Raw genomic sequence first — 16,614 nt, forward strand, 5'->3', positions numbered from 1 at the left:
GAAATAGAGTTGGTTGAATAAAAGTGTGGGCTGCTAAACAATCCACTCAGATTGTCGAAGATCTCGAATGGTGGGGGCGCCTGCGAAAGCGAGAAATGATCGAAGCTCATCGCGGAGTTGGTCGACTATGCGAACGACGCCATCGCCCCCGTCAGCAGCCAGCCCATAGAGTGGAGCGCGCCCTAAGAAGACACCGTTAGCACCGGCCGCAAGTAACTTGGCTGCATCCGAACCACGCCTGACGCCGCTATCTGCAAAAAGCGTCTTATCGGGACCGACAGCGTCGCGTATTCTCGGAAGAACTTCCAAAGGAAGCGTTGCGCTGTCCATATTGCGGCCACCATGCGCCGAGATGACCACTCCATCGCAACCTGCTTCAAACATGGTGAGTGTATCGCTGATGGCCATAACACCTTTGATGACGAGCTTATGTGGCCATCGGCGGCGAAGCTCTTTGAGGAATTCAAGGTCCAGAACCATATCGAGAGCGAAGCGCGGATCACGAATGGATTGCATAACGGCTTTCGCGACTTCGCCGGGGTAGTGCGCGTAGGAAGGAAATCCATTGCCAAGCGCATAACGTCCCATAACGCCAAGCGTCCAGCGTGGGTGCGTCATCAGGTCGAGCGCCAGAGTTGCAGATGGTTGCAACGGAACGCCAAAGCCATTGCGCCGGTTATGGATTTTCTTGGGTGATGCGGGTGTATCCACCGTCAATACGAGTGTTTCGACACCGCATGATTTGGCGCGTTCCAGTAATTTCCATGTCTCGTTGCGATCATTCCAGACATAAAGCTGGAACCAGAGTTCGCTTCCCGGTGCGCCGCCCGCGATTTGCTCTATGCTTGTTGAGGATTGGGTAGCGACCACAAAAGGCAGATTTGCCGCTTGTGCTGCCCGCGCCATAACGACCTCGCCATTGTGTCGAACCATACCAGCCAACGCGGTAGGAGCAATTACGAAGGGGCAACTATGATCGTGACCAAGATAGCGCGTTGATAGATCAGGTGATGCGACGGGGCGCAGCACATGGGGAACGATGCGTTTTGCTTTAAAACCACGATGAAGTGCTGCAATCGCGTCTTCCGCTTCCGTGCCCCGATCAATATAGTCAAATAGAGCGCGGGGCAGAAAAGACCTTGCCTTTTCTCTCGCCTCTGCAAAATCCAGAAACTCCGCCCCGCCTGCCATTGCTTATGCGATCCCTTGCGCTTTCAGACCTTCAATAGCCTCGGAAATGAGACTGAGGGTCATCTCATTCGGCGCTCTAAGCGGCAATGAAACTGGACCGACAGGCCTGCCGAGATCAGCCATCATGGACTTGAGCGGACCGGGGTTCACTTCGTTGAAAAGTGCTGCAAAAGTCGGGAGCAGCTGACGATGCAGCGCAATACCCTCAGCATAATTGCCACTGATAAGCGTGTCGTGAATACGTGTCCAAAATGCTGGCAACATCGGCGCGCTGGCAAGTATGCCGCCTGTCGCGCCATACATGATATGCACGGCATAAATCATATCATCGCCGGACAGCAGAGCGATTTTGTCGCCAATCGCCGCCGACAAGCGATTGAAGTAATAGGCATCGGTATTGCAGATTTTGGCACCGATGATCGTTCCGTCTTCACCCAATGTTTTGAGTGTTTCAACAGCCGTCACAAAGCTCGTGCGGGAAGGGACATCGTAGTAAACGATAGGCAGATCGACTGTCTGACGATAGGCGTGGAAATAGTCAATGACACCCTGTTGGCTTGGAATGACGTAGAAGGGCGTTACGAGAAGAAGAGCGTCTGCACCCGCTTCCTTAAATGCCTTTCCATGCTCGACAGCTTCTGCCCAACCGGGAGATACAACACCAGCAACAACCGGAACCCGGCCATTGACGATACGAACGGTTTCCCGAACGACAGCAAGGCGTGTTTCCGATGACAAGGCTGTAAATTCGCCTGTGCCGCCGATCGGTGCAAGTCCTTTTGCTCCGCCAGCCAGGTTGAATTCGATCAGGGTTTCCAGTTTCGCGACATCGAGTTTTCCATCATCAGTCAGCGGTGTTGGAATTGCAGGATACATACCCTGCAAGTCAGAATGTTTCATGATCAAATATCCCATTTTGATTGGATGTAATTAATGTTCGACCTTGGACAGGAAGGATTTCAGCCGATCAGTTTGCGGGTTGCGCAAGACGTCTTCCGGTGCGCCAGTTTCGACGACATGCCCACCTTCCAGGAAGATAACTTTTGATGCCACATTGCGCGCGAAGCTCATTTCATGGGTAACCACAATCATGGTCGTTCCATCGGCTGCCAGTCCCTGCATCACATCGAGGACTTCTCCGACAAGCTCAGGATCAAGGGCGGATGTCGGCTCATCAAACAGCATGACTTCCGGCTCCAGGGCCAGTGCGCGTGCAATTGCAACACGCTGCGCTTGACCGCCTGAGATTTGCTGAGGGTAAAGATCAATCTTATCAGCCAGTCCGACGCGCTTAAGCAGCGACATCGCCAGTTCTTTGGATTGCTGCTTGGTTTTGAGCTTGTTGAGCAGCGGCCCCGACATAACGTTTTGCAAGACGGTCATATGTGGAAACAGATGAAAACCTTGGAAGACCATGCCTGTTTTTGCGCGAAAGTCAGCTTGCACGCGTTCGGAGAATTTACTCTTCGGCGAAAATTCGAGGCTTTTACCTGCGATTTCAATATGGCCTTCAGTTGGCTGCTCAAGCAAATCAAGGCAGCGGAGCAAAGTTGATTTTCCGCAACCGGATGGGCCAATCAGAACGGCTACATCACCGCGATTTACAGTGAGATCAATACCCTTGAGAACTTCATGAGTGCCAAATGTTTTTCGCAGATTTTTTACATTAATCATGACGCACCCCTAGTGTTTGATTTCAAAGCGATTGGCGATCAAAGTTACGGGTGTCAAAATGACGAGATAAAGCAGTGCCGCGAATGTGTAGACTTCCAGCGGCCTGTAAGTGTCCATCGTCAGACTTCCTGCCGCGTACATAATGTCTGGCACGGCAACGACGGATAGAAGAGACGTATTTTTAAGCTGGAGAATTGTCTGGCTCACGATAGGTGGGATCATTCTGCGTGTTGCTTGTGGTAGAATGATATGGCGCATTTTCGTGAAGTAGGAGAAGCCGAGCACAGTTGATGCTTCCCATTGGCCGCGTTCTATGGAGATAACGCCTGCACGGAAAATCTCGGCTGCAAACGCGCCCATATAGAGCGTGAGACCCAAGCCAGCGGCGAACCAATCTGGCAAGGTGTAGCCTGTCAGCATCGGCAGAGCATAAAAGAACCATACAATCTGAACAAGAAGCGGTGTGCAGCGAAACAGATGGATATAGGCGTTTATCAGCCATTTAAGCACGGGTATGCGCGACACCAGAGCAAGACCAAGTATGACGCCGATGAGTAGGCCAGCGAGAGATGTTACGACTGCATAAGCAACGGTCACACCGATAGCGTTAAGCCACAATTGTCCGTCGAGAATAACGGACCAGTCAAATTGGTACATCTGCATGCACTCCCATTTTGCGACCGTGTTCATTCCCGATCAGGCGGCCTTTTTCTTAAGCGCTAACGCGATTCGGATTCAGTGAAAAGCATTTTCAAGATAAAAATGCATATTTAATCGTACAGCGATTATTGTTTATTGTTATGCGATCTTAATTTGATAAATACTCGTATAACTACGGTTTTAACAGGCATAAAGAACGAAAAATAAACTTTTCGCTTGTCTTGTTCTGATAGAAAAATACATGCTGCTGTTGGTTGAATTGAAGCTCTCTATAGAAGAGCAAACGAAGGGAATATCGACATGATGAGGATGATCGTAGCTGCCTTATTGGCCTGTTCGGCAGCTGTTGCCAGCGCGCCGGCTATGGCAGAATCTGTATGGGACAAGATCGAACGCACCGGCGAAGTTGTTTGCGGCGGCGTTCGTAATTACCCACCGACGTCTTTTCATGTTGGTGGTGAACTCGAATATGCTGGCTATGGTCCGCGCGTTTGCCGTCAGATGGCTGCCGATCTTGGCAAGGCTATGGGTAAAGACCTGAAGCTGAAGTGGCGTGAAGTCACGTGGCAGAGCATTGTTCTTGACCTGCAATCTGGCCGTCTGGATATTTTCCCCGGCATGACCGCTACGGAAGAGCGCAAAAAGGCGCTGGCTATGGCTGGTCCTGTTTGGCAGATGTCCGATTGCGTAATCGGTTCGAAAGCAAAGCAACCAATGGCGACATGGGAAGAATATAACAACCCAGACGTCACCTTTGCTATGGTGACAGGAACAGCGCAGACCAATTTTATTAAAGAAAGCATGCCAAAAGCGAAGATCATGAGCTTGAAGGAAATGAGCGAAGCCATCATGGCTGTTCAGTCCGGACGTGCAGATTACATGATCCAGGAGCTGCCGATTTGCGTCAAAACATTCTCGACAGCTCCAGCTGTGTTCTCCAGCTATACGGTTCCGACGCCACCACATGGCATTCCTGTTTCAGCGGCAACGCGGATCGATGAAGATGGTCGCGTTCAGGCATTTCTCCAGAAGTGGGCAGAAGAAAACCGTTCAAGTCAGGCAATCGTTCCATTGCTGATTGAAGGCTTCAAGGATGCGGGAATGGATACATCCGCGCTATCTGAAGGTGTTCGTTTCTGATTTCTGATATTCAACAAGAAAGGTGCCGTTCTCGGCACCTTTTGCGACTAAGTGACCACACCGGCTCAGATATATACCTATAGACCAATAGAAAATTCTGTAACTAATTCATATCAAGTGAGCATTATTGCTTAGATGCATGATATCGGGGATGCTTGATACAAGGCGGAGGGACGGCTTGAAATGGCGCATCACGACGAAGAACACGACGATCCAATGCTGGTTCGGGCCGTGGAAAAAGCGTTTCGCGTTCTGGAAACCTTTGATGCTGTTCACTCTCGTCAAACGCTCACACAGCTTGCTCAGCGCGCAGGGATCGACCGTTCTGCTGCGCAACGCTTTGCGCATACTCTGCTATATCTTGGTTATCTTCAAAAAGTACCAAATGCGAAGACTTATGAGCTTTCAGCCAAGTCGCTGAATATGGGGTATCGCTATACGCGATCCAGCCAGTTGGTGCAGCGTGCGCATCCATATTTGATGCACCTTAATCGCAGCACGGGAGAGACAATCTCCCTGACATTGCGCGATGACACCGACATTATTTATCTGGCTCGTTATCTGTCCGCCAACACACTTGACAACGATGTGATCGTTGGCAGTAAGCTTCCTGCTTATTGCTCTGCGGCAGGGCTGGTTTTTCTCGCCGGACTACAGGACGATCAGATTAAAGATATTCTCGCGCGAAGTGACTTGCGTGCTTATACGCCCAGGACAATCGTCGAGCCTGAACAAATATGGCAACGTATTTATGAAACCCGTCAGCGCGGATTTGCGATTGCCGTAGAGCAGGTTTACGCCAACGACATCGCCTTGGCCGCACCAATCCATTTGCCAGATGGTCACACGACAGCTGCTGTGGTGCTTGCTGCGTCTAATCTACGATATGATGAAAATACCATCACGCGTCAGTTTGTACCGATGATGATTTCAGCTACCCGATCTGTGACGCAGATTCTCTCCTAGGCATCATAACAGTTCGCTCTACCCTTGCTGAGCTGAATTGGCCGTCAAGCCCATAATAGTCTTGCTTTTGAATGCGATCATACTAAAAAAATGAGTTAGCGAGTGTTTTGGAGAGCCTGCCTCAATTACATCTTGCTTTCGGCAATGTCATCTCCAGGCACATTTGCTGCTGTTCATCTCTTTCCAACCCATTTGGCACCTTGCGTTGATTGTTTGGAATCGGAACCAACAATCTCGACTGGCACTCTGGAAAACGGAAAGCAATATTCTGCGCGGGGCAGTTTCTTGACTTGCAATCAGCACTCGATCCAGTAATAGGGGCAAGAGGTTCATACTCCATTGTTTCATCCAAACATTACGCTGTGATGTCGAGTAGCTGCATGCATAAGGCGCGGGCATCGTTTGAAATGTCTGGACTAAAAACAAGCCAATAGCCTTTTGCGCTTGTCAGTGTCACATCGCAGGCGTGGACCAACTTCCCGCGCGCTATTGCATTATCGATAAGTCCCACCCAGCCAAGCGCGATCCCCTGATCGGCCATAGCTGCTTCCAAAACCAAGTTATAAGTGTTGAAAATCAACCCGTAATTTCCCTCATCAATCTCTTCGTTGATAGCCTCAAGCCATGTTGACCACGTGTACCAGCGATCGCCTTGCAATGTATCCAGGTGCAAAAGTGCCGATGATTTGATACCCGCCGCATTCGGGAAAGGGCCATGTTCCTCTAAAAATGCAGGAGAGCAGACAGGGACAACAGCTTCTCCGATGAATGCAATAGAGTCTTTTGGGACGTCGTCCTTTGCTCCAAACAAGATTGCAACATCGGCTTCGCGATAATCCAGCGGCTTGATCATAGAAGATGCGGTGATACGAACGTCAACATCAGGATGTCTGGGGCGGAATTTCGCTACACGCGGCATCAGCCAAAACGCAGCGAAGCCGTAATCTGTTGCAATGCGCAGGCCGGGAGTTCGCTGTCTGCGTTTAATTTGTTGAATTGCATCTTCAATACCGTCAAGGCCGCGACGCACAGCATCATAAAGTATGCGTCCCTCTGGGAGAATTTCGACGCCTCGGGCTCGTCGTGCGAACAGCGATACGCCCAATCGATCTTCCATTCGTTTTATTTGATAACTGACAGCAGGTTGTGTCATGCCTAACTCACGCGCTGCGAGAGTTAGATTTTCTAATCGTCCAACAGCTTCAAAAACGCCGAGACTGCCCATATCCCAGGATGGAGAAACCATAAATAACCTTTATGACTGTGATAAAAAATCAGTGTCTTTTCCCTTATCCCTAAAGATGTTTTTCTTAAACAAGGAATGCAAGACATAACGAATTTTGATTGAAAATCATTTCGCTAAATACAGATAGGGGACAGATATGCGCTACCTTACAATGACAGCAATTGCACTTGCGAGCTTTGCAGGTTTGTCGAATGCAGCCTCTGCGGCTGATGCTGCGGCGTGTGAAACAATTCGTCTGTCTGATCCGGGTTGGACGGATATTACATCAACGAATTCAATAGCCAGCGTGCTTCTTGACGGTCTTGGCTATAAGCCTGACGTGAAGACAATGTCAGTTCCTATCGGATATGAGGCACTCAAAACCGGTAATCTGGATGTTTTTCTTGGCAACTGGATGCCCGCGCAGCAGAAATTCCGGGATGATCTCGATAAAGCAAATGCTGCTGAGGTTTTGGTAAAGAACCTTGAAGGCGCAAAGTTCACATTGGCTGTTCCTGACTACGTGGCTAAAGAGGGTGTGAAAGATTTCGCTGATCTTGCAGCGCATGCTGATAAATTTAGCAAAGAGATCTATGGCATCGAACCCGGTGCGCCCGCGAACCAAAACATTCAGAAAATTATTGAAGATAAAAAGTTCAAGCTGGAGGGCTGGAACCTTGTGGAATCAAGCGAGCAGGCAATGCTTGCTCAAGTGGACCGCAAGAACCGCGATAAGCAATGGGTTGTGTTTCTCGCATGGGCGCCACACCCGATGAACACCAAACTCAACATCGAATATTTGGCGGGTGGTGACGATTATTTTGGTGCGAATTACGGTGGCGCTGAAGTCTACACGCTTTCACGCACGGGTTGGGCCAACGATTGTGCAAACGCTGCTAAATTCTTCAAGCAATTGACGTTCACGGTTGATCTCGAAAATGAGCTGATGGACAAGATCCTTAACGAGGGAACTGAAGGCACTGCTGCGGCAACTGCATGGCTCAAATCCAATCCGGCTCAGATAGATAAATGGCTTGATGGTGTAACCACGCTCAAGGGCGAACCGGGCGCTGCCGCAGTGAAGGCAAAGCTCGGATTATAAGTCGCACGACAGTCTTGGTTTCGGCGGGCGTTGATTGCGCCCGTCGTTTGACGTTTGTACTTTATCTCCATTGATGGTTCTTCCCATGACAAAGCCGAACATACTGATATTGATGGTCGATCAGCTGAATGGCACATTCTTTCCTGACGGACCGGCCGAGTTTCTTCATGCCCCACATTTAAGAAAGCTGGCCGAAAGATCTGCACGTTTTGCGAATTGCTATACGGCAAGCCCGTTGTGCGCGCCGGCACGTGCCTCGTTTATGTCGGGGCAATTGCCATCGCGCACCGGCGTTTATGACAATGCGGCTGAGTTTTCGTCAGAAATACCGACCTATGCGCATCATTTGCGGAATGCTGGATACCAAACAGCTTTGTCAGGCAAAATGCACTTTGTTGGCCCTGATCAATTGCATGGCTTTGAGCAACGCTTGACGACAGATATTTATCCTGCGGATTTTGGATGGACACCGGATTATCGCAAGCCGGGTGAGCGGATTGACTGGTGGTATCATAATCTTGGATCGATCACGGGGGCTGGAACAGCTGAGATAACAAACCAACTCGAATATGACGACGAGGTCGCTTATCAGGCTGAGACCAAGCTCTATGATCTGGCTCGCGGCCATGATGACCGCCCATGGTGCCTCACTGTGAGCTTTACGCATCCACATGATCCCTATGTGGCGAGAAAAAAGTTCTTTGATCTTTATGCAGATATTCCCGAGCTTGATCCAAAAATTGGACCATTGCCTGCCAGTGAAATTGATCCGCACAGCGAACGTTTGCTACGGGCTTGCAAAGCGGAAGATTATGATCTGACCCGGGAGCAGATCAGGGCCGCGCGTCAGGCCTATTTTGCTAATATTTCCTATGTCGATGATAAAATTGGCAGCATTCTTGATGTGATTGATCGATGCGGGATGGCTGAAAATACAATTATTGTTTTTACGTCAGATCACGGAGATATGCTCGGTGAGCGCGGGCTGTGGTTTAAGATGAACTTCTTTGATGGCTCTGCGCGTGTGCCTTTGATGATCGCGTCGCCGCAGCTTAAGCCGGGACGGATTGAAGAAGCTGTATCAACGCTTGATGTATTGCCGACGCTTGCTGACTTCGCTGGAATAAATCTCAGCGATATCATGCCTTGGACCGATGGGGCGTCATTGGTCGATGTCGCATCAGGCGCTAAATCGCGCGGCGTGGTGCCAATGGAATATGCTGCGGAGGGCACTATCGCGCCCATGGTCGCGGTAAGAGAGGGGCAGTGGAAACTTAATCTGTGCGAGGCTGATCCACCGCAACTGTTTAATCTTGCAGAAGACCCGGACGAACTGTCGAACCTCGCCGATGCGTTTGAATATCAGGACGTCTTTAAACGTCTTAAGACACAGGCAGAGAAGCGCTGGAATTTAGAACTTTATGATCAGCAGGTTCGGGCCAGTCAAGCGCGCCGGCATGTGGTTTACACTGCGCTTCGCAATGGCGCTTACTACCCTTGGGACTATCAGCCGCTTCAAAAGGCTTCGGAGCGCTACATGCGCAACCACATGGATTTGAATATTCTTGAGGAGGCCCAACGGTTTCCAAGATAAAATCGGAGCTCTTTGATATTCACATGTATCGCTGAGTTATGTATTTCAGTCCGAAACTGCTTGAACGTTACAATGAAGCTTCTCGTTATACGCAAATGGAACCGGCTCAGACAGATTAGCGCCATCATTGCGGGCGCTCCAGCAAGTATCTTAATAATCGCACTCAGCGTGATCAGTGCGGAATCAAGCGTTGCACATGCTCTATCTTCGACTTTAAGTCCGAAGCCGCGGCCGGTTTTACGCTTTGCGGTATTGAAGGCCTGCATATGGTGCAAAAACAACAAGGGGACTTCGTCTGACCGGCCGCGTTTCATTGCACACCTGTTCAGGTATTAAGGTATTGCTCAATTGGCGAGTAGCACGGCTATTTGGACTTTAGCGGATTGAGTAAGCGATTGGAAATTGGCCTTGACCGCTTGGATCGGAATATTTCACATGATGACCGACTAATCGCTTCCATCGCTTGCTCTCCCTTCAGTGCAAATCAAGGCTAACAAAAATAATCATGCATGAAATCATTTGTCCTCACTGCAACAAGGCCTTCAAGATCGACGAGGCTGGTTATGCTGACATTTTAAAGCAGGTTAGAGACGGAGATTTCGAGAAGCAACTGCATGAGCGTTTGGATCTGGCCGAGCAGGACAAGCGCAACGCAGTGGAACTGGCACAGGCTAAGGTTGCTAGTGAACTACAGAAAACGACTTCTGCGAAGGATTCTGAAATCCAGGAATTGCGCGCGAAACTTGAGGCAGGCGAAGTTGCGCGCAAACTAGCGGTTGCTGAGGCTTTGAGCGACGTTGAAAAGCAGCGTGATAAGCTGGTGAACGATCTTGATAATGCCAGACGTGATCAGGAAGCGATGTCGAAACTCGCCGAGGCAAAGCTCATTTCAGAGTTGCAAAAAGCTGGTTCAATTAAGGACGCTGAAATCCAGAGCTTAAAGGCGAGACTTGATGCGGGAGAACTTTCGCAGCAACTCGCTGTTACACAAGCGGTCAGCGCGATTGAAAGAGAACGCGAGGAGCTGAAGAACGGTCTTTCCCGGGTAGAGCTCGAAAAGAAGCTGGCTGAAACGGCTCTCAAGGACAAGTACGAAACACAACTCCGGGATCGCGATGACGCTATTGAACGCTTGAGAGATATGAAAGCAAAGCTGTCGACAAAGATGATCGGAGAAACGCTCGAACAACACTGTGCCACCGAGTTCGACCGAATTCGAGCGACGGCCTTCCCCCGTGCATATTTTGAGAAAGACAATGACGCGCGCAACGGTAGCAAGGGGGACTTCATCTTCCGCGATATAGATGATGGCGCGTCTGAAATCGTTTCGATCATGTTCGAGATGAAAAATGAAAATGATCAGACTGCTACAAAGAAAAAGAACGAGGACTTTTTCAAAGAACTGGACAAGGATCGCAGCGCTAAGGGCTGTGAATTTGCAGTATTGGTCTCACTGCTGGAACCGGAGAGCGAACTCTACAATACCGGCATTGTAGACGTATCTCATCGTTACCCAAAGATGTATGTGGTGCGGCCACAATTCTTCATTCCAATCATTACGCTTTTACGAAACGCGGCAATGAACTCATTGAAGTACAAGACTGAACTGGCTTTGGTAAAAGCACAACACGTCGACATCACCAATTTTGAAAGCCAGCTTGACGATTTCAAATCAGCTTTCGGGAGAAACTGGCGTCTGGCCTCAGACGGTTTTGAAGAAGCAATCAAGCGTATTGATGAAGCTATCAAAGATTTGGAAAAGACGAAAGAAGCACTTCACAAGTCAGCAAACAACTTGCGGCTTGCAAATGACAAGGCTGAGGATTTGACAGTCAAGCGATTGACGCGTGGCAATCCAACGATGGCTACGAAATTTGCTGAACTCCAGTCAAGTGTCACGGAAGACGATTAAGAGAGCCGCCGATTCTTGACTGGATCTCAAGCTCACAGATCTATTAGCGGTTGTGCCTCTTTGCTCAGAGCTGCAGATGGACTGTCAGTTCGATAGGTGGTGACAGGCTTAAGCGGTATTTTAAGCGTTCCTCCCCAAATTAATAAGGCGGCGGCGCTAAAACCTGCACCAAGCATGCATACGCCTGTTCGTATGGCAAAGCGCGCACGATCGCAGGCGGAATTTCCTATAAGTTCTAACTTATCGGCGTGAAATTGAGAATCTATGCAAAAGATAAAACTTAGATTCCGGGTTCATGCTCCTAAAGACGCACGGGGTTCTAAGGGTTGAGATGCGCTGCATAGACGCTGATGTTTTGATCATGTGGTACGGGGAGGGTGCGCGTGCTGCAGCGCAAGCACAGCCGTTGTTTGCAGCACTAAGTGCCGTGAAGCGCGGCTCCTATGTGGCACTCGATGATCCTGTCGCGGTTTGGTCGGCATCGGCATTAAGCGTTCTCTCCATTCCCTATAGTTTTCCCAAATTTGTGCCGCGTTTGGCTGAGGCTGCACGTAAAGCAGAAGTGGCTCGGGAAATCTGCACAGCTAGGATAAGTGGAATTTCTGCCTGAGTGCGGCTTAGATGCCGGGAACAGGAGATACCATGACGAGACGACCACGCCGAAACCATAGTCCAGCTTTCAAGGCAAAAGTTGCGCTCGCTGCGATCAGAGGCGAGCAGACGCTAGTTGAATTATCCCAGCAGTTTGACGTGCACGCGAACCAGATAAAGCAATGGAAAGATCAGCTTCTTGAGGGGGCGATCGGGGTTTTCGGCGACGAGACCAAGGCGGAACCAGCAGAGCCAACCGTCGACGTTAAAACGCTGCATGCCAAGATCGGCGAGCTAACTCTGGAGAACGATTTTTTAGCCGGAGCGCTCAGCAAGGCGGGATTGCTGGGCGGAAGGAAATGATCGACCGCGCTCACAAGCTTTCGGTCGCACGACAGGCAAAGCTGCTCGGGTTCAGCCGTAGCAGTGTCTACTATTCACCGCGCCCTGTATCGGATGGCGATTTGGCACTGATGCGCCGGATCGATGAACGGCATCTGGAATATCCATTCGCGGGAAGTCGGATGTTGCAGGGGCTTTTGAAAGGCGAAGGGCTTGAGGTTGGGCGACTACATGTCGCTACGCTGATGAAGAAGATGAGCATCGAGGCGATTTACCGTCGCCCAAACACCTCGAAGCCAGCGCCAGGGCATAAAATCTATCCCTATCTCCTGCGCAAGCTAGCGGTCACCAGACCCAATCAGGTGTGGGCAATGGATATAACGTATATTCCGATGGCACGTGGTTTTGTCTATCTGTGCGCTGTCGTCGACTGGTTCAGCCGCCGGGTTCTGTCATGGCGACTGTCGATCACGATGGAGGCGGACTTCTGCATCGAAGCGGTTGAGGAAGCTCTGGTGCGCTATGGAAAGCCTGAAATATTCAACACGGATCAAGGATCACAGTTCACGTCCATCGACTTCACTAACGTGTTGAAAAAGGCAGAAATAGCTATCTCGATGGACGGTAAGGGGGCGTGGCGGGACAATGTCTTTGTCGAGCGGCTCTGGCGATCAATCAAATACGAAGAGGTTTATCTTCACGCCTACAAAACCGTGTCCGAGGCCCGCACTGGCATCGGCAGATATCTGAATTTCTACAACAGCCGACGGCCACATTCATCGCTTGACCGGCAGACACCGGATCAGGTTTACTTCAACGCGCTGACACCAATGATGGTGGCGGCATAATCCAGGCGGTAATCCACTTAGCAAAACGACCGAAACTGTTCAGACAAACCGAGCCACTTCTAGCGACGGAGCAATGATGCATGATTACCCTAAGCGGATATTGAAAATTAATCCGTCAGCGAAAGTGCAAATTCTTTAATTGCAATATTACCGAATGCAGTTCCGGGTAGATGTGCAATTTCCGCCATGAAAGCTAAATTGCGGGCAAGTTTGATAACTAAGCTTCGGTAATATTGCTCAATGGTGAACCAACACTCCCCGAAAAGCCTCTATAGCGCTGATGGCTGCGGCTGAGGTGGGCCTGCATCGCATTGCGGGCTTTTTCAGTGTCGCCTGAGCTGATCGCTTCGCAAATAGCGTGATGCTCTATAACCGTGTTTTGAATATATTCCGGCGTGATCAGAGCGGGGTTGAGATTGCGTGAGAATGCTGGCTGCGGTAGCATTTTCACGCTCATCACGCTGAAAAATTCGATGAAAGCGAGGTTGTTTGTAGCTTCCGCTATGCATCGATGGAAAGCAAAATCGAGTTCATCTAATGCCGCTTCGTCATCCTGCGAGTTCTCAAACTGTTTAAGAGCCTCCCACATTTTAGCTTCCTGCGCCCATGATCTGCGCTGAGCGGCTAACCCCGCAGCATGAACCTCAAATGCCATTCGCAATTCAAGCAAGTCCATAAAGGGTAGGGATAAAAGACCGAGCGGCTCCAGAATGGTGGAAGCTTCGCCGGGTGCGGCATTGGCTTTGTCCTGATCGCGAACAAAGATACCCACCCCGTGTTTGGCTTCCAGCAATCCGTCTGAGCGTAAGGCTGCAATCGCTTCGCGAATAACCGTTCGGCTGACGCCAAGTGTGTGGCCGAGCTCTGCCAAGGTGGGGAGCTTGTCTCCATTTTGGAGTGTCCCATCGGTAATCAGCGCCTTGAGATTGTCAATCGTTCGCGATGTCAGTGTTTTCAATGAAAATCTATCCCGCTCAATTCATTTTCTCATCTCTCAGCTTTGTTACGATGCCTTCATGGAATATGCAAGATAGTATCATTCATGCAGTGATATTATCTCTTATCAAATTTATTTCTCTTTTGGTTAAAATTACCATGGATACAGATTGCTGAATCTAAGAAAATCAAATGCAAGATGTGCATTTCAGAAAGAGATTTCATTAAAAAATTTATTAGATCGGAATCAATTATACGGAATGGAAAATTGATAAGTTGTTATTTTAAAACAATAAAATGCAGTTAGTGAATATTTCGCCAACGCTGTACGACATCTAATAAACCATCTTGACAAGAAGTAATATTTCCGCGAATTTGATGTCATAACAAAACCGCAAGTGATAATATCACAATCTTTTCGTCGCATAACAGATGATGAAAATAAGAGATGCGGAAAACAATAAGGGGAAACATGATGGGATCGGTTTCATCCAGACTGAAAGAACTCGGTATTACTCTTCCAGAGATCACGGCACCAAGCGGCACATATGTTCCGTTCAGGCTTAGCGGTGATACGCTTTATATCTCGGGGCAGGTTCCGCGCGTTGACGGTATTGATTGCTATCTTGGCTTGGTGGGCAGTACGATGGATGTGAAACAGGCTTATCAGGCAGCCCGCATCTGTGCGCTTAATATTCTAGCTCGTGTGTCCACTGCGCTTGAAGGCGATCTGGACCGCATTTCTGCGTGTCTGCAGGTGCGCGGTTTTGTCAATGCAGTGCCAGACTTTAAAGATCATCCAGCTGTAATCGATGGGGCGTCTGATCTTCTCGTCGAAATTCTGGGCGAGAAAGGTCGCCACGCGCGAACTGCTTTGGGTGCAGGGTCGTTGCCACGCGGGTTCGCCGTTGAAGTCGATGCGATTTTTGAGGTTCGGCCTTAAAGCGCTGTTTCCATTGTGCTGATATAACGAAGCGAGAGTTCGATGACTGACAAAGCCATCAAGATGAGTGCGGTCAACAAATGGTATGGCCAGCTTCATGTACTTAGAGACATCAATCTGGAGGTTAATCGCGGCGAGCATATTGTGTTGTGTGGTCCTTCCGGTTCTGGAAAATCCACGCTGATACGCTGCATTAATTTTCTCGAAGAAATACAAGATGGTATAATTGATGTGAATGGAACCCGTTTGGGCAACAAAGGAGCGAATGTCGATCATATTCGCCGCGATGTTGGGATGGTCTTTCAGCAGTTTAATTTGTTTCCCCACATGACCGTGCTGGAAAATTGCATGCTCGCTCCGCGCCGCGTGCACAAGTCGTCGACGCCGTCGGCTAAAGAAAAGGCAATGCATTTTCTCAACCGCGTTCATATTGCGGATCAGGCCAACAAATATCCAGCTCAGCTATCCGGTGGGCAGCAGCAGCGCGTTGCCATTGCACGTGCACTTTGCATGGACCCCAAGATCATGCTTTTTGACGAACCGACCTCGGCGCTTGATCCCGAGATGGTCAAAGAGGTGCTTGATACTATGGTATCTCTCGCGGATGATGGCATCACGATGATCTGCGTGACCCATGAAATGGGGTTTGCGCGCGCAGTTGCCCATCGCGTCATTTTCATGGACCGCGGCGAGATTATCGAAAGCGCTCCACCGAACGAATTTTTCAGCTATCCCAAACATGAGCGCGCCAAAGCGTTTCTCGGGCAGATTCTCAACCACTGACAATAAGGGGAACAGAGGCAATAAGTGGGAGATAGCGAATGCACTATATATTTGACTTTGGACCAGTCTTAGCAGCATGGCCGGCGCTCGTTAATGGCGCAATCCTGACACTGAAAATATCGTCAACGTCAATGGTTTTGGGCCTGCTGCTCGGTATCGTTTTCATGCTTATGCGCATGAGCGCAATTAAGCCAATTTCGCTTATCGCGTTTGGCTATATCGAACTGATCCGGAATACCCCTTTTCTCGTGCAGTTGTTCTTTATCTTTTTTGGCATGCCTTCCATGGGTATCACACTGACTGCTGAACAGGCGGCAATTTTGGCGATGACGCTGAATTGCGCGGCCTATGCTGCTGAAATTGTTCGCGGTGGTGTTGAATCAATCAAGGTTGGGCAGGTTGAAGCTGGTAAGGCATTGGGACTTCATACATTCGATATTTACCGCTTCATTATCTTCCGTCCGGCCATTCGCGCAGTCTACCCCGCTTTGTGCAGCCAGTTCATCCTGATGATGCTCAATTCAAGCCTGGTGGCATCCATCTCTGCGGAAGAACTGACCTATGTGGGACAGATGATCGATTCAGAAACGTTCCGAAGTTTTGAGGTCTATTTCATACTGGGCGTTATCTATCTTGCACTATCGCAGTTCTTCTCCATCGTTCTGCAATTCATCGGCAGAACCTACTTTTCCTATCCGACGAAGTGA

Annotated in this window: 16 protein-coding genes; 10 read left to right on the plus strand and 6 right to left on the minus strand. The window is 49.5% G+C overall.

Annotated features, from left to right (window positions below; translation table 11 throughout):
* Positions 1 to 33 precede the first annotated feature (33 nt).
* The 4 genes from ACOZHT_RS18645 to ACOZHT_RS18660 are packed head-to-tail and all read right to left on the minus strand — an operon-like array spanning position 34 to position 3,522.
* Entirely contained in the window at positions 34 to 1,191 is a 1,158-nt protein-coding gene (locus ACOZHT_RS18645) for an alpha-hydroxy acid oxidase (protein ID WP_421566216.1), read from the minus strand.
* 3 nt (positions 1,192 to 1,194) lie between these two features.
* On the minus strand, positions 1,195 to 2,091 hold the full coding sequence (locus ACOZHT_RS18650; RefSeq protein ID WP_339514643.1) for a dihydrodipicolinate synthase family protein: 897 nt from the start codon (positions 2,089 to 2,091) through the stop codon (positions 1,195 to 1,197).
* Positions 2,092 to 2,121: 30 nt separating this feature from the next.
* The gene (locus ACOZHT_RS18655) at positions 2,122 to 2,865 is read right to left on the minus strand and encodes an amino acid ABC transporter ATP-binding protein (RefSeq protein ID WP_339514645.1); all 744 of its coding nucleotides are present in this window, start codon (positions 2,863 to 2,865) and stop codon (positions 2,122 to 2,124) included.
* A 9-nt stretch (positions 2,866 to 2,874) separates the two neighbouring features.
* Positions 2,875 to 3,522 carry an amino acid ABC transporter permease gene (locus ACOZHT_RS18660; RefSeq protein WP_094510072.1) on the minus strand — a complete coding sequence of 216 codons (648 nt, stop codon included), beginning with the start codon at positions 3,520 to 3,522 and terminating at the stop codon, positions 2,875 to 2,877.
* A 303-nt stretch (positions 3,523 to 3,825) separates the two neighbouring features.
* On the opposite strand from ACOZHT_RS18660, the gene ACOZHT_RS18665 reads away from it, so the two are divergent.
* The gene (locus tag ACOZHT_RS18665; RefSeq protein ID WP_421566217.1) at positions 3,826 to 4,665 is read left to right on the plus strand and encodes a transporter substrate-binding domain-containing protein; all 840 of its coding nucleotides are present in this window, start codon (positions 3,826 to 3,828) and stop codon (positions 4,663 to 4,665) included.
* A gap of 183 nt (positions 4,666 to 4,848) precedes the next feature.
* Complete coding sequence (locus tag ACOZHT_RS18670) at positions 4,849 to 5,631, plus strand: IclR family transcriptional regulator (protein WP_421566218.1); 783 nt, start codon at positions 4,849 to 4,851, stop codon at positions 5,629 to 5,631.
* A 355-nt stretch (positions 5,632 to 5,986) separates the two neighbouring features.
* On the opposite strand, the gene ACOZHT_RS18675 is transcribed toward ACOZHT_RS18670, so the two are convergent.
* Entirely contained in the window at positions 5,987 to 6,877 is an 891-nt protein-coding gene (locus tag ACOZHT_RS18675; protein WP_421566219.1) for a LysR substrate-binding domain-containing protein, read from the minus strand.
* 136 nt (positions 6,878 to 7,013) lie between these two features.
* On the opposite strand from ACOZHT_RS18675, the gene choX reads away from it, so the two are divergent.
* The 5 genes from choX (at position 7,014) to ACOZHT_RS18700 (ending at position 13,245) form a co-directional block, all read left to right on the plus strand.
* On the plus strand, positions 7,014 to 7,958 hold the full coding sequence (choX, locus tag ACOZHT_RS18680) for a choline ABC transporter substrate-binding protein (protein ID WP_421566220.1): 945 nt from the start codon (positions 7,014 to 7,016) through the stop codon (positions 7,956 to 7,958).
* Positions 7,959 to 8,043: 85 nt separating this feature from the next.
* The gene (gene betC, locus ACOZHT_RS18685; protein WP_421566221.1) at positions 8,044 to 9,552 is read left to right on the plus strand and encodes a choline-sulfatase; all 1,509 of its coding nucleotides are present in this window, start codon (positions 8,044 to 8,046) and stop codon (positions 9,550 to 9,552) included.
* Positions 9,553 to 10,057: 505 nt separating this feature from the next.
* Complete coding sequence (locus ACOZHT_RS18690; protein ID WP_339514656.1) at positions 10,058 to 11,464, plus strand: DUF2130 domain-containing protein; 1,407 nt, start codon at positions 10,058 to 10,060, stop codon at positions 11,462 to 11,464.
* Between the two features lie 331 nt (positions 11,465 to 11,795).
* On the plus strand, positions 11,796 to 12,074 hold the full coding sequence (locus ACOZHT_RS18695; RefSeq protein ID WP_421566222.1) for a hypothetical protein: 279 nt from the start codon (positions 11,796 to 11,798) through the stop codon (positions 12,072 to 12,074).
* Positions 12,075 to 12,106: 32 nt separating this feature from the next.
* Positions 12,107 to 13,245 (plus strand): IS3 family transposase gene (locus tag ACOZHT_RS18700; RefSeq protein ID WP_421566223.1). Its coding sequence is split into 2 segments (ribosomal slippage): positions 12,107 to 12,374 and positions 12,374 to 13,245, totalling 1,140 coding nucleotides; the frame shifts between segments, so codons are not numbered across the junction.
* A 217-nt stretch (positions 13,246 to 13,462) separates the two neighbouring features.
* Here ACOZHT_RS18700 and ACOZHT_RS18705 read toward each other — a convergent pair.
* Positions 13,463 to 14,203 carry a FadR/GntR family transcriptional regulator gene (locus tag ACOZHT_RS18705; RefSeq protein WP_339514660.1) on the minus strand — a complete coding sequence of 247 codons (741 nt, stop codon included), beginning with the start codon at positions 14,201 to 14,203 and terminating at the stop codon, positions 13,463 to 13,465.
* Positions 14,204 to 14,656: 453 nt separating this feature from the next.
* On the opposite strand from ACOZHT_RS18705, the gene ACOZHT_RS18710 reads away from it, so the two are divergent.
* From ACOZHT_RS18710 to ACOZHT_RS18720, 3 genes are read left to right on the plus strand one after another with little or no spacing between them, the layout of a single operon-like run.
* On the plus strand, positions 14,657 to 15,124 hold the full coding sequence (locus ACOZHT_RS18710) for a RidA family protein (RefSeq protein ID WP_339514741.1): 468 nt from the start codon (positions 14,657 to 14,659) through the stop codon (positions 15,122 to 15,124).
* Positions 15,125 to 15,166: 42 nt separating this feature from the next.
* A complete protein-coding gene (locus ACOZHT_RS18715) occupies positions 15,167 to 15,907 on the plus strand; it encodes an amino acid ABC transporter ATP-binding protein (protein ID WP_339514662.1) in 741 nt (246 codons plus the stop codon).
* A 38-nt stretch (positions 15,908 to 15,945) separates the two neighbouring features.
* Entirely contained in the window at positions 15,946 to 16,614 is a 669-nt protein-coding gene (locus ACOZHT_RS18720) for an amino acid ABC transporter permease (protein ID WP_339514664.1), read from the plus strand.

This window comes from Ochrobactrum sp. EDr1-4 (assembly GCF_049199085.1).
Classification (GTDB): domain Bacteria; phylum Pseudomonadota; class Alphaproteobacteria; order Rhizobiales; family Rhizobiaceae; genus Brucella.

What these genes read in the sequence shown, in the direction of transcription:
- ACOZHT_RS18710 (WP_339514741.1), top strand. Translation starts at nt 14,657, where the DNA reads ATGGGATCGGTTTCATCCAGACTGAAAGAACTCGGTATTACTCTTCCA.
- ACOZHT_RS18655 (WP_339514645.1), bottom strand. Translation starts at nt 2,865, where the DNA reads ATGATTAATGTAAAAAATCTGCGAAAAACATTTGGCACTCATGAAGTT.
- ACOZHT_RS18665 (WP_421566217.1), top strand. Translation starts at nt 3,826, where the DNA reads ATGATGAGGATGATCGTAGCTGCCTTATTGGCCTGTTCGGCAGCTGTT.
- ACOZHT_RS18675 (WP_421566219.1), bottom strand. Translation starts at nt 6,877, where the DNA reads ATGGTTTCTCCATCCTGGGATATGGGCAGTCTCGGCGTTTTTGAAGCT.
- ACOZHT_RS18720 (WP_339514664.1), top strand. Translation starts at nt 15,946, where the DNA reads ATGCACTATATATTTGACTTTGGACCAGTCTTAGCAGCATGGCCGGCG.
- ACOZHT_RS18690 (WP_339514656.1), top strand. Translation starts at nt 10,058, where the DNA reads ATGCATGAAATCATTTGTCCTCACTGCAACAAGGCCTTCAAGATCGAC.
- ACOZHT_RS18670 (WP_421566218.1), top strand. Translation starts at nt 4,849, where the DNA reads ATGGCGCATCACGACGAAGAACACGACGATCCAATGCTGGTTCGGGCC.
- ACOZHT_RS18645 (WP_421566216.1), bottom strand. Translation starts at nt 1,191, where the DNA reads ATGGCAGGCGGGGCGGAGTTTCTGGATTTTGCAGAGGCGAGAGAAAAG.
- ACOZHT_RS18660 (WP_094510072.1), bottom strand. Translation starts at nt 3,522, where the DNA reads ATGTACCAATTTGACTGGTCCGTTATTCTCGACGGACAATTGTGGCTT.
- ACOZHT_RS18695 (WP_421566222.1), top strand. Translation starts at nt 11,796, where the DNA reads ATGCGCTGCATAGACGCTGATGTTTTGATCATGTGGTACGGGGAGGGT.
- choX (WP_421566220.1), top strand. Translation starts at nt 7,014, where the DNA reads ATGCGCTACCTTACAATGACAGCAATTGCACTTGCGAGCTTTGCAGGT.
- ACOZHT_RS18715 (WP_339514662.1), top strand. Translation starts at nt 15,167, where the DNA reads ATGACTGACAAAGCCATCAAGATGAGTGCGGTCAACAAATGGTATGGC.
- ACOZHT_RS18650 (WP_339514643.1), bottom strand. Translation starts at nt 2,091, where the DNA reads ATGAAACATTCTGACTTGCAGGGTATGTATCCTGCAATTCCAACACCG.
- betC (WP_421566221.1), top strand. Translation starts at nt 8,044, where the DNA reads ATGACAAAGCCGAACATACTGATATTGATGGTCGATCAGCTGAATGGC.